This is a genomic window from Kingella denitrificans ATCC 33394 (genome assembly GCF_000190695.1).
Taxonomy (GTDB): domain Bacteria; phylum Pseudomonadota; class Gammaproteobacteria; order Burkholderiales; family Neisseriaceae; genus Kingella_A; species Kingella_A denitrificans.
In genome coordinates, this window is the sequence record NZ_GL870929.1 from 1332826 (window position 1) to 1343916 (window position 11091).

The following is an 11091-nucleotide window of genomic DNA, read 5'->3' on the forward strand; positions in this document are numbered from 1 at the left end:
GGATTAAGCGGCAACTTTTTGCTCTTTAACCAATTTGGCAACGGCTTCGCTCACTTGCGCGCCTTGTGCAACCCAGTGGTTCAAACGGTCTGCGGCGATGCGGATGCGCTCTTGTTTTTCATTGGCAACGGGGTTGTAGAAGCCCACGCGCTCAATGAAGCGACCGTCGCGACGGCTGCGGCTGTCGGCAACGATGATGTTGTAAAAAGGACGTTTTTTAGAGCCGCCACGGGCCAAACGGATAACTACCATGCTTATATTCCTTGTAAATTCGCAAAGCTTTGCGAGTTGAGTGGATATAGAAAACCGTGCATTTTATTAGCTTTTGTATTGTTTAGGCAAGTGCTTTATCCATTCTTTTCGCACTGCGGGCGGTAAAGCTGAAAAAAGGGAACGGTTTTCGTCTATAATAGCGCTTTTGCAGGCTGCCTGCGCGTTCATTTTTCCTTTCGGAGTGAAATCATGCGTCCTTTAGTTGCAGAAATCAGACTGGCGCACCTGCGCCACAATTACCGCGTGCTCAAAGAAATGCACGGGCAGAATTTGCTGGCCGTCGTGAAGGCGGATGCCTATGGGCACGGCGCAGTGCAATGCGCAAAAGCCTTGGACGACATGGCCGACGGTTTTGCGGTGGCGTTTCTGGAAGAAGCCGTCACGCTGCGCGAAAACGGGATTAAAAGCCCGATTCTGCTGCTGGAAGGCGTATTCGAGCCGCACGAATATGCGCTGGTGGAACAATACGGCTTATGGACGGTCATCCACCAGCAAACGCAGCTGGAAGACTGCTTGGCGCACGATTGGAAGCAGCCTGCAACCGTGTGGCTGAAAATGGACAGCGGCATGCACCGCGCCGGCTTTTTCCCGCACAACTATGCCGCGGCTTACCACGCGCTGCAACAAAGCCCCAAAATCGGCAAAATCGTTAAAATGACCCATTTCGCCTGCGCGGACGATGCGGAACGCGGCATGACGGAAATGCAAATCGACACGTTCGACACGGCATGTGAAGGACTGGGCGGCGACAGCAGCCTGGCCAATTCGGCGGCGATTTTGGCCTATCCCGAAGCCAGACGCGAATGGGGGCGCGCCGGTTTGGCGTTATACGGCGTATCGCCCTTCGCCGCAGGTGCAGGCTGCTTTGAAGCCGATTTGAAACCCGTGATGCGCGTTGCCTCCCAAGTGTTTGCCGAACGCGTTTTGCAGCCGCACGAACCGATTGGTTACGGCGCATCGTTTTACACGAAACGTTCCACGCGCGTGGGCTTGGTGGCGTGCGGCTATGCGGACGGCTATCCGCGCAACGCCCCCACCGACACGCCCGTGTTCATCAACGGTATGCGCTCACGCTTAATCGGCCGCGCGTCCATGGACATGCTAACCGTCGATTTGAGCCACGTCCCCGCCGATTCGGCCTACGAAGTCGAGCTGTTCGGCGACAGTGTTTCCATCAACGAACTGGCGCAGTCCGCAGGGCATATCCCCTATGAAATCCTGTGCCACATCAAACGCATGCGGCGCGTGTATCAGGCATAAATATAGTGAATTAAAATCGCAATGATACGACGTTGGCTCGCCTTGACGTACTACCTGTACGCCTTGCGGCTCGCTGCCTTGTCTCATTTTTATTTTAATCCACCATAACGGGCGACCAGATTCCCGCGATACAAAAGCAGCCTGCACTCCGGAACACGCGCTCCTTAAAGTGCAGGCTGCTTTTTGCCTGTTGCCGCAACCGACCAATTCACTTTTTCCGATATCTCCATGACCGCCAACGACACTATCCGACAACAATTCCGTGAAGCCATGTCATTTTGCACATCGGGCGTGCACATCATCACCACCGACGGCGAGGCGGGACGATACGGCATCACCATGACCGCTGTGGCCGCCGTGACGGACGAACCGCCGACCATGTTGCTGTGCGTGAATCAGAAAACACGCATCCACCCGATTTTGCAGAGTAACCGCCATTTGTGCATTAACGTATTGGCGGCACACCAGCAGGATGCGGCCGAACATTTTGCCGGCATGACCGCGCTCACACCCGCCGAACGCTTCGAGCAACACATCTGGCACCGCGGCAGCACGGGGCAGTTGCAGATTGAAGGCGCGCTGGCGCATTTGCACGGCCACATCACCGCAGAACACAGCATCGGCACCCACAGCGTTTTTTATGTGCAGTTGGACGAAATCTCCGCGCCGAACGCCCAGCAGCAACCGCCGCTGGTTTACTACCGCCGTCAGTTCGGATTGTCCGACTGACGATAAATGCAGCGGCCGCCTGCCGCTTTGTCCAAGCCATCCAAATAATTCTCGTGTGCCGCGCATTCTTCTTCAGAAGCAGCCTGCACTTTCAATTTTCCTGCCGACAAAGGCGCTGCCAGCGCACCTTTTGCCGCATTTCCCGCCGACACGGCATTATCCGCCGCAAACGCATCGTCCAAACTGAATTGGCCGCGCGTCATCGCCAAATACACGCCGCCGAGCAGTTCGCAGTCAATCAACGCGCCGTGCAGCACGCGGCGGCTTCTGTCCACGCCCAGCCGCGTACACAGCGCGTCCAAACTGTTTTTCTGGCCAGGATAACGCTTGCGCGCCATTTCCAGCGTATCGACCACCGTGCAGACGCTGTCGATATTCGGCAGCCCGACACGGGCAAATTCGGCGTTCAGGAAACCCACGTCGAATTTCGCATTGTGGATAATCAGTTCCGCGCCTTTCAGAAAATCGAAAATCTGCTGCGCCACGTCGGCAAACACGGGTTTGTCGGCCAAATCGTCCAGCGTGATGCCGTGCACGGCAGTGGCTTCGGCGGGAATATCGCGCTCCGGATGAATATAAAGGTGCAAATCGTTTTGCGTGAATTGGCGGTTCACCATTTCCAAACCGGCAAATTCAATCATGCGGTCGGGATTGTCCGCGCGGCTGTGCTCGAAACCCGTGGTTTCGGTATCCAATATAATTTGTCGCTGATTCATAAATACAGATTCTTCAGAAAAGTGCAGGCTGCTTTTTCGTGCCTACCGATACGGGTTTTCCACACCGCGAACCAACTGCTGCAAATATTCGCGCACCTGCGCTTCGCTGCACCCCATCAGCAGCGCGTCTTCAAATGCATCTTGCGCTGCTTGGAACAGCTCGTCCATATTCTGCGACATCACTTTGATTTTTTCGGTGCACGACACGGGCGAACCGTCATCGCCGAACCATTTGGGCATTTCGGGTTGTGCCATTCATTCTCCAAACACGGTTAGTTGCGGATAAAGTTCTGCGCGTTTTGGCGTTTCACACGGCGCGCCGTTGCGTAACGCGCACTCCAATAACGGTTGGACAGGCTGGTGATTTCGATACGCTTGCCCGTTCTGGGCGCGTGGATGAAGCGGTCGTTGCCGATATACATGCCCACATGGGAAATGCGGCTGCCTGCCGTGCGGAAAAACACCATATCGCCCGGCTGCAACTGGCTGCGGTTCACCGCCACGCCCACATTTGCCTGCTCGGCCGAAGTGCGCGGCAGGTTCACGGCAAACGCCTTGCGGAAAATATACTGCATGAAACCGCTGCAATCGAAGCCTGAAGGCGACGCGCCGCCAAAACGGTAGGCCACGCCCAAAAAGCCCATTGCGCTGCCAATCAAATCATCCACATCGCCGCGCCCCGCCGATGACGATACGGCAGGCGGTGGGCTTTCGGTAACGCTACTTTGGCGCGCAATCCGACCGATTTCGTCATCATTGCTGCGCGCCGTATTTTCTGTGCGGCTGGTAGTGCTGCCGCTCCCTGCCTGGCGCGCAATCTGACCGATTTCATCGTCATTGCGGCGTGCACGCGGCGGGGTGCTGCTGCGCGAATTGGCATTGCTGCCGCGGCTGTTGGCACGATTATTGGCATTGGCTGCCTGACGTGCCGCACGGCCGATTTCGTCGTCATTATTGTTGCGCTGGGTGCGCGATGAAGTGTTGTTGCGGGATTTGTCGTTATTGGAACGTGAATTGGCGCGGTTGTTGGCATTGGCTGCCTGGCGCGCCGCACGGCCGATTTCGTCGTCGTTGTTGCGCTGATTGCGCGATGAAGTGCTGCTGCGGGATTTGTCGTTATTGGAACGTGAATTGGCAGGCGTTTTGCTGCTCTGTGCCGGCTTGGCGTTTGGGGCAGGCTTTGCGTCCCGTCCCGTCTTCGCATTTTGTGCGGGCTTTGCATTTTGCGGCGGTTTGGCGTTTTGTGCGCCTGCCTTGGGGCGTGCCGCTTGCTGTGCCGGCTTTGCCTTCGGTGCGGCTTCGGCAATGTTGGTCAATGCCAAGCTCAATGCCAAACTGCCTGCAAAATGGTAAAAATAAGGTAAAAACTTCATATTCGGATGTTCTTGGATTGCATGAAATGTGTTGCCGGTTTGCGCATGGTGTTGCAAAAAAGCGGCTTGCACATTTTACCTGATTTGTCGCAAGAAAGCGTTAAAAACAGTCAAGATACGCCCTGCAAAGGTTAAGGCAGACACAAAAAAGTGCAGGCTGCCTTACAAAAAGCAGCCTGCACTTCGCGGGCAAGGATTATTTACGCAGACCCAAGCGCGTAATCACGTTGCGGTAAGTGTCCGCATCGGTACGGCGCAAGTAAGCCAACAAGCGGCGGCGTGCGCTCACCATTTTCAGCAAACCGCGACGGCTGTGTTTGTCTTTCGGATTTGCTTTGAAGTGGGGAGTCAAATCATTGATACGGAATGTCAGCAATGCGATTTGCACCTCTGAAGAACCGGTATCGCCTTCTTTGCGCTGGAAATCTTTAACGATTTGCGCTTTTTGTTCAACGGTCAATGCCATTTTGTTTTCCTAAAATAAAATAAGCCTTTCGGCGGACAAGTTTGCACAGTTCGGAACGAACCGGCCGCAAACTCCAAAATTATCTCTCGACAAAGCGAGAGATGGCGCATTATGCCACAATTTTCGCCATTTGTGCAGTGTGCAGGCTGCTTTTGCTTATTGTTCGGCTTCTGTTTCGGTTTCCGTTTCAGTTTCCGCCTCTGCCGCGCTTTCTTCGGCAGCCTGCTCCGTTGCCAGCCGGCCGGCCATCGCCGTCATTTCTTCCGCCGACAGCGCGTCAAACCCTGCCAATTCCAAATCCATCAAAATCCGCTTTCCTTCGGGCGATTCGTCCAATTTGGCGAATGCCTCCGTGAATGCAGGCTGCTTTTCCGCATAATCCGGATGCAGCAACACTGCGTGATGCAAACCGCCCATCTGGCTTTGCGCCAATATTTTCAGTCGGTTGCGCGTTCCAGGCAAAAGCAGCGCAAAAGTGCTGTTCAGCAACACGGCTGCATCGGCTTCCTGATTGGTCAGGCGGCGCGCCGTTTCCTGAAACGTTTCCACATTCACCCATTCCACATCCGCTTGGGTTAAATCCGGCAGCAAGCGCAAACCTGCCTGCCGCAAATGAACGCTGTCGGCCGCCAGAATTTTGCAGGCTGCTTTCACATCCGCCGCGCCCTGATACGCACCTTCCGCCGCACCGACCAACAGCACTTCATCCGATTCGCCACGCAGGCGCGCCACCGGCAGATAGCCTTGCTCCTGCACCAGCTGCACCGCGTCCATCGGGTCGGCATAGACTAACGGATTTTTTTGATGGAACAAGCCGTCTTTCTGCTCGCTGCGGCTTTCCGCCACCACCATGTGAATCGGCAAATCGGTTACTTTCTGCAAATGCGCATTCAGCAAATGCCAGCCGCCGAAGCTGATGGGGGAAAAGTCGGCCGCTACTAAAAATTTTATCATTCCATCCTCCTTAATGGATGACATTGTTTTAAAGTGCAGCGCAAGGCATACACTGCGTAAAAACACCCCGCGCGTTTTGCAAAACGGTTGTTTTTACAGACTCCTGACAATATTTTACCGCATTCAATGATTTCAGATGAATTTTTATGAAAGATAAATTGGTTTTCATCAAATACAAGATAAAACGGCCTGAAAGTTTAACATAAATCAAACAATTCCTATTTCCTTTTATTAGCAAGCAGTTAAACCAACCAGCCATTCTTGACAGCGACCATTTTAATCGATTGATTTGGCTGTTGTTTTGCCGATACACGCAATGCGTTGCATTTACAGCGGCAAAATCGCCTCCAAAGAAATATCAACCGCTTCCCCGAACATGAAAAAAACCGCACCGCCAGTTCCGCAAAGCGTGCAGGCTGCTGTAAAATGTGCGGTATTTTTCCAAATTTAACGAAACGAGAACAAGATGAGCGAACAACAACAAAATCCGCAAACCGAGCCGCAGTTGGACGAAAACCAAATCATCGCCCTGCGCCGCGAAAAACTGCACAACATCCGCCAACAGCGCATTGCCTATCCCAACGACTTCAAGCGCGACAGCTTTGCCGCCGATTTGCACGCCCAATACGGCGAAATCAGCAAAGAAGAACTCGACCCGCAAGCCGTTCCCGTCAAAATTGCCGGCCGCATAATGCTCAAACGTGAAATGGGCAAGGCGAGCTTTGCCACCATTCAAGACGTGACCGGCCAAATCCAGCTTTATCTGAACAACAAAGGCGTGAGTCAGGAAGTTTTGGACGATTTCAACCATTGGGACTTGGGCGACATCATCGGTGCGGAAGGCACTTTGTTCAAAACCGGCAAAGGCGAATTGACCGTGCGCGTGTCCGACATCCGCCTGTTGTCCAAATCCCTGCGCCCGCTGCCCGACAAACACAAAGGCTTGAGCGATCAGGAAACCAAATACCGCCAACGCTACGTCGATTTGATTGCCAACGAAGAATCACGCAATACGTTTATCAAACGCAGCCAAATCATCCAATCCGTGCGCAATTTCATGGTGAACGAGCATTATCTCGAAGTCGAAACCCCGATGATGCACCCGATTCCCGGCGGCGCGACGGCGAAACCCTTCGTGACCCATCACAACGCTTTGGACATCCCGCTCTACCTGCGCATTGCGCCCGAGCTGTATCTGAAACGCCTGGTGGTCGGCGGTTTGGAGCGCGTGTTTGAAATCAACCGCAGCTTCCGCAACGAAGGCATGTCCGTGCGCCACAACCCTGAATTCACCATGATTGAATTCTACGAAGCCTTCTCCGACTACGAACGCATGATGCAGATGGCGGAAGACATCATCCGCAACGCATCGCGCACGGTAAACGGCACGGCGAAAATCAGCTACAACGGCAAAGAAGTCGATTTGGAAAGCCCGTTTGAGCGCCTGACCATTCTCGAAGCCATCAAAAAATACAATCCGCACTACACCGACGAACAGTTGAACGATGCGGAGTGGCTGAAAAAAGAAGTCGTCAAACACGGCGAAAGCCTGCCGCCGTCTCCCGGCATCGGCAGCCTGCAACTCGCCCTGTTTGAAGGTTGCGCCGAGAGCAAATTGTGGAACCCGACCTTCATCGTCGATTATCCGGTTGAAGTTTCCCCGTTGGCACGCGCTTCGGATACGAAACAAGGCTTAACCGAGCGTTTCGAATTGTTCGTTGTCGGCCGTGAGCTGGCAAACGGCTATTCCGAGTTGAACGATCCCGAAGACCAAGCCGAACGCTTCAAAGCGCAAGTGGCGCAAAAAGACGCGGGCGATGACGAAGCCATGCACTACGATGCCGACTACATTCGCGCCATGGAATTTGGTTTGCCGCCGACAGGCGGTTGCGGCATCGGCATCGACCGCTTGGTGATGCTGCTGACCGATTCGCAAACCATCCGCGACGTGATTTTATTCCCGCAGATGCGTCCCGAATAAGGCGGCGAACAGAGCAAAAGCAGCCTGCACTTGATTTTTAGAGTGCAGGCTGCTTTTCAATCTGAATTGGAACGGCAAGCTGCGGTAATCAGCGCCCATATAGAACTGTTGCATGAACATGTCCGTCAGTATTTGCATACAAAAAAGCAGCCTGCACTTCCAAAACCAAGTGCGGGCTGCTTTTGATTGTCCGTATTACGAAAACAGGCGTTTGGCCAATGCGCTGCCCGGTTCGATGTTCGCGCGCAGCATTTCTTCCTGCCGGTCCTGAACGTAGCTACGCACCTCTTTGAGCCAATCGGTGGACAGCTGGCGCACATGATCGTCCACCAACTGCAAATTCATCGCGCCCGACAGTTTCACCGCCAATGCCATGAACTGGTTGAATTTGTCCGCACCATCGGCAATGCGCGTGATATCGAACAACATGCTGAATCCTTTATAGGACTGCTGCGCCAGCAAAGCCTCGGTAAATGCCGTGCCATCCAGCGTAACCACCACATATTCCGGGTCACCCGCCTTGTTGCGCGTTGCAAAACTGCCGTCTTCCTGCAACACAAAACCCGAATTTTCCAATTCGTGACGCAACAAATCGCCCGCAATCTGCGTGCTCGATACCAAATGAATGGCGATGGTTTGATCCACGCGCTCACACAATTCGTCAAACGGCTGCGCGGCTTTCAGGAAGCGGTGCAGCGGCTTGAAGTGTACGCGGCCGTCCATTTCTTCGGCAAACTGCTGCACTTGTTTTTGGAAATAATGCAAATCGCCATCCGACAGCAAACCTGCGCGGCTGATGGCCTGCAAACCAATCACAAAGGCCTGATAATGCACGCCCGGAATCGGCTCGGCCAACTGAAAGCGTCCGTCCATCGTGCAGCCTGCAATTTGAAAGCGGCCGTTGCCGTTGCCCGACAGGCGCGGCAGGCGTTGCAATTCTTTGGGCTGATACAGGGCCACATAGGCCAAATAATCAAAACGTTCGTCAAACCATGGCAGCTCTGCGCGTGCCAATCCGTCCAATTCCACCAAAAGGCGGCGTGAAGAGGCCTCTTTGTTGGGAGTGGCCGAAGTTTCATTGTCGAACTGGAATTTTTTCTGCCCGTCGGCTGCCAGTTCGGCCGTTTCGGTTTCCGCAGCGAGCAATTCTTTCAATTCTTCCGCTTCTTCTTCAATCAGCGAAAACGGCATGGTGTGCGCCGTGTGCAAAGGCTCGGAAGATTCGGCGGCGGCAGGTGGTGCAGGCTGCTTTTCCAAAACGGGATTTTCTTCGGCAGCATCAGCGGCTTTCCGCAACGGCGTTTCCTCTGCCAACTCTGGCTGCACCTTGCCGAACTCGGCCACTTTGGCCACCATGGGCGCAGCAGATTCTTCCTCGCCCGCTATTTTACGCTTGCCGGTGAGATATTGCCCGTCGCGCACCGATTGCGTCTGACTGCCCAGCAGCGCATCATGGTCGGAATGACCGAATTGGCGGCGAATCTGACGGCGGTATCTTTGTTCCTGATAAAAGTTGTACAGCATGACTGCCAACAAAACGGCCAACAACAAAATTATCATCAGAGGGAAAGTCATACGTGCTCTCTTATGGTCGATATTTACATTATTATAACGGATTTAACGTTGGCTGGCAGCCTGCAAACTTGGCAAACCCGAAATTTATGGGCGGGTATTCCGGTCGATGGGCAGCCCGCTCCGTTGCAGCCTGCACCAGTCAAAAAAATGTCCGGGATCGGTTTTCCGCTGCGGTGCAATGTCTTGATGTCCGGTAATGGCAGCAATCGGATAAACCGCGCAAATATCGTGCAACAAGGGCAGCAGTGCGGCATATTGTGCTTCAGTAAACGGCTCGAAATCACAGCCCTCCAACTCGATGCCGATGGAAAAACGATTGCATTTTTCCCGCCCGTGAAATTGCGAAATCCCTGCGTGATACGCCATATCATCGCACGACACGAACTGCTGCACCTGCCCCGTGCGCAAAACCACAAAATGGCTGGACACGCGTAAATCAGCCAACTGGGCAAAGAACGGGTGCTGATCCGTTTGAATTTGATTGGTGAACAATCGGGCAATGGCGTCCGAACCATATTCAAAAGGCGGCAGCGAAATATTGTGCAGCACAATCAAATCGACCGGTTCGCCCACAGGACGCGCTTCGCAGTTGGATGATGCGTATTGCTGCGCCGCACCATAGCGCCCGTTTTGCCAAATTGCCATAAGTGACTCGTTTTAAAAATAAAAGATTATAGCGATTTTTATTGCTTTGTGTAGGCTGCTTCTTGCGCTACAATGATTCTCTTTGCAGGAAAAAATCATGATTATTTACCACAACCCACGTTGCAGCAAATCCCGTGAAGCCTTGCAATGGCTGACGGAGCACGGTTTCACGCCCGAAATCCGCTTATATTTGGAAAAACCTTTAAGTTTGGAAGAAATAACGCAGTTGAAACAAAAATTGAATTTGGGCAGCATTCGCGAAATCTTGCGCCAAAAAGAAAACGTTTATCAAGAACTGCAACTGGATCATGCAGACGAAAGCAGCCTGCAGGCTGCTTTATTGGCAACGCCGCAATTATTGGAACGCCCGATTATTGTTACGCAACACGGCGCAGTCGTCGCGCGCCCTCTGGAACGGCTAATCCAATGGCTGGAAAATACTTCTGACAAAGCATGAATATTCAACGAAAAAAACGGCATTATTGGCTACGCGGCCTTGGGTTGAGCCTGCTCTTAATTGGCAGCCTGCAACTTTGGTGCGCGTGGCAGGTTTACCGCTTTTCGCAACCGAAAAATGACTTGCCGCAGGCAGATGCCGCCGTTGTTTTGGGCGCCGCCGCATGGGGCAACAGGCCGTCTCCAGTTTTCCGCGAGCGTATCAATCACGCACTTACTTTATATCAAACGGGCTATGTCCGAAAACTCATCTTCACCGGTGGCACACCGAAATCGGGTTATGAAACCGAAGCCGAAGTGGCGCGGAACTTTGCACTGAAACAAGGTATTCCAGAACAAGATATTTTAATTGAGATGCGTTCCAAAGATACCTATCAAAATCTGGTCAATACCCGTTTTTTAATGCAAAAACATCATCTGCACGATATTGTAATTATTTCCGATCCCTTGCATATTGCCAGAGCAATGGCGATTGCCGAAGATTTAGATATCAAAGCCAACTACTCTCCTACACCCACCAGCCGCTACCACAATGCTTCTTGGCAAACGCAGGCTGCTTTTTTTATCCAAGAGAGTTACGCCCTGTTTATTTATCATTTGCTTCATTTTGGTCGAAGCATTTCCAAAATGATTATTTGAGAAATTTATACATATAAAAGCACC

14 protein-coding genes are annotated in these 11091 nt (G+C 52.9%); 5 read left to right on the top strand and 9 right to left on the bottom strand.

Annotated elements, in window-relative coordinates; all coding sequences use genetic code 11:
• Nucleotides 1–3 precede the first annotated feature (3 nt).
• On the bottom strand, nucleotides 4–252 hold the full coding sequence (gene rpsP, locus HMPREF9098_RS06720) for a 30S ribosomal protein S16 (RefSeq protein WP_003783187.1): 249 nt from the start codon (nucleotides 250–252) through the stop codon (nucleotides 4–6).
• 210 nt (nucleotides 253–462) lie between these two features.
• Between rpsP and alr the strand changes: the two genes are divergently transcribed.
• A complete protein-coding gene (alr, locus tag HMPREF9098_RS06725; RefSeq protein WP_003783191.1) occupies nucleotides 463–1533 on the top strand; it encodes an alanine racemase in 1071 nt (356 codons plus the stop codon).
• Between the two features lie 228 nt (nucleotides 1534–1761).
• Nucleotides 1762–2262, top strand: coding sequence for a 4-hydroxyphenylacetate 3-monooxygenase, reductase component (gene hpaC, locus HMPREF9098_RS06730; protein ID WP_081457197.1), 501 nt, complete (start codon nucleotides 1762–1764; stop codon nucleotides 2260–2262).
• Here hpaC and dnaQ read toward each other — a convergent pair.
• The 5 genes from dnaQ to HMPREF9098_RS06755 all read right to left on the bottom strand — a co-directional run bounded on the left by dnaQ (nucleotide 2241) and on the right by HMPREF9098_RS06755 (nucleotide 5771).
• Nucleotides 2241–2978, bottom strand: a complete 738-nt coding sequence (gene dnaQ / locus HMPREF9098_RS06735; RefSeq protein ID WP_003783195.1) for a DNA polymerase III subunit epsilon — start codon at nucleotides 2976–2978, stop codon at nucleotides 2241–2243. The two genes, hpaC and dnaQ, sit on opposite strands and share 22 nt — an antisense overlap.
• A 42-nt stretch (nucleotides 2979–3020) precedes the next feature.
• Entirely contained in the window at nucleotides 3021–3233 is a 213-nt protein-coding gene (locus HMPREF9098_RS06740; protein WP_003783196.1) for a hypothetical protein, read from the bottom strand.
• A gap of 17 nt (nucleotides 3234–3250) precedes the next feature.
• Complete coding sequence (locus tag HMPREF9098_RS12390; protein WP_370889897.1) at nucleotides 3251–3805, bottom strand: C40 family peptidase; 555 nt, start codon at nucleotides 3803–3805, stop codon at nucleotides 3251–3253.
• A 742-nt stretch (nucleotides 3806–4547) separates the two neighbouring features.
• Nucleotides 4548–4817, bottom strand: coding sequence for a 30S ribosomal protein S15 (gene rpsO, locus HMPREF9098_RS06750; RefSeq protein ID WP_040564339.1), 270 nt, complete (start codon nucleotides 4815–4817; stop codon nucleotides 4548–4550).
• Nucleotides 4818–4973: 156 nt separating this feature from the next.
• The gene (locus HMPREF9098_RS06755) at nucleotides 4974–5771 is read right to left on the bottom strand and encodes a PhnD/SsuA/transferrin family substrate-binding protein (RefSeq protein ID WP_081457166.1); all 798 of its coding nucleotides are present in this window, start codon (nucleotides 5769–5771) and stop codon (nucleotides 4974–4976) included.
• Nucleotides 5772–6237: 466 nt separating this feature from the next.
• On the opposite strand from HMPREF9098_RS06755, the gene lysS reads away from it, so the two are divergent.
• The gene (lysS, locus tag HMPREF9098_RS06760; RefSeq protein ID WP_003783203.1) at nucleotides 6238–7752 is read left to right on the top strand and encodes a lysine--tRNA ligase; all 1515 of its coding nucleotides are present in this window, start codon (nucleotides 6238–6240) and stop codon (nucleotides 7750–7752) included.
• On the opposite strand, the gene HMPREF9098_RS11740 is transcribed toward lysS, so the two are convergent.
• The 3 genes from HMPREF9098_RS11740 to ampD form a co-directional block, all read right to left on the bottom strand.
• Nucleotides 7726–7866: a hypothetical protein gene (locus HMPREF9098_RS11740; RefSeq protein ID WP_155803284.1), complete on the bottom strand. Its 141-nt coding sequence runs from the start codon at nucleotides 7864–7866 to the stop codon at nucleotides 7726–7728. The two genes, lysS and HMPREF9098_RS11740, sit on opposite strands and share 27 nt — an antisense overlap.
• An 81-nt stretch (nucleotides 7867–7947) precedes the next feature.
• Nucleotides 7948–9327: a cell division protein ZipA C-terminal FtsZ-binding domain-containing protein gene (locus tag HMPREF9098_RS06765; RefSeq protein WP_003783207.1), complete on the bottom strand. Its 1380-nt coding sequence runs from the start codon at nucleotides 9325–9327 to the stop codon at nucleotides 7948–7950.
• A gap of 84 nt (nucleotides 9328–9411) precedes the next feature.
• A complete protein-coding gene (gene ampD / locus HMPREF9098_RS06770) occupies nucleotides 9412–9972 on the bottom strand; it encodes a 1,6-anhydro-N-acetylmuramyl-L-alanine amidase AmpD (RefSeq protein ID WP_003783208.1) in 561 nt (186 codons plus the stop codon).
• A 97-nt stretch (nucleotides 9973–10069) separates the two neighbouring features.
• Between ampD and arsC the strand changes: the two genes are divergently transcribed.
• Nucleotides 10070–10429 (top strand): arsenate reductase (glutaredoxin), encoded by a 360-nt coding sequence (gene arsC / locus HMPREF9098_RS06775; RefSeq protein WP_040564340.1) that lies wholly within the window; start codon nucleotides 10070–10072, stop codon nucleotides 10427–10429.
• A 122-nt stretch (nucleotides 10430–10551) separates the two neighbouring features.
• Nucleotides 10552–11067 carry a YdcF family protein gene (locus tag HMPREF9098_RS06780; protein WP_370889893.1) on the top strand — a complete coding sequence of 172 codons (516 nt, stop codon included), beginning with the start codon at nucleotides 10552–10554 and terminating at the stop codon, nucleotides 11065–11067.
• Nucleotides 11068–11091 lie beyond the last annotated feature (24 nt).

Coding starts and splice junctions, on each gene's coding strand:
- HMPREF9098_RS06755 (WP_081457166.1), bottom strand. CDS start 5,771: ATGATAAAATTTTTAGTAGCGGCCGACTTTTCCCCCATCAGCTTCGGC.
- HMPREF9098_RS06740 (WP_003783196.1), bottom strand. CDS start 3,233: ATGGCACAACCCGAAATGCCCAAATGGTTCGGCGATGACGGTTCGCCC.
- ampD (WP_003783208.1), bottom strand. CDS start 9,972: ATGGCAATTTGGCAAAACGGGCGCTATGGTGCGGCGCAGCAATACGCA.
- lysS (WP_003783203.1), top strand. CDS start 6,238: ATGAGCGAACAACAACAAAATCCGCAAACCGAGCCGCAGTTGGACGAA.
- dnaQ (WP_003783195.1), bottom strand. CDS start 2,978: ATGAATCAGCGACAAATTATATTGGATACCGAAACCACGGGTTTCGAG.
- rpsO (WP_040564339.1), bottom strand. CDS start 4,817: ATGGCATTGACCGTTGAACAAAAAGCGCAAATCGTTAAAGATTTCCAG.
- HMPREF9098_RS11740 (WP_155803284.1), bottom strand. CDS start 7,866: ATGCAACAGTTCTATATGGGCGCTGATTACCGCAGCTTGCCGTTCCAA.
- hpaC (WP_081457197.1), top strand. CDS start 1,762: ATGACCGCCAACGACACTATCCGACAACAATTCCGTGAAGCCATGTCA.
- arsC (WP_040564340.1), top strand. CDS start 10,070: ATGATTATTTACCACAACCCACGTTGCAGCAAATCCCGTGAAGCCTTG.
- rpsP (WP_003783187.1), bottom strand. CDS start 252: ATGGTAGTTATCCGTTTGGCCCGTGGCGGCTCTAAAAAACGTCCTTTT.
- HMPREF9098_RS06765 (WP_003783207.1), bottom strand. CDS start 9,327: ATGACTTTCCCTCTGATGATAATTTTGTTGTTGGCCGTTTTGTTGGCA.
- alr (WP_003783191.1), top strand. CDS start 463: ATGCGTCCTTTAGTTGCAGAAATCAGACTGGCGCACCTGCGCCACAAT.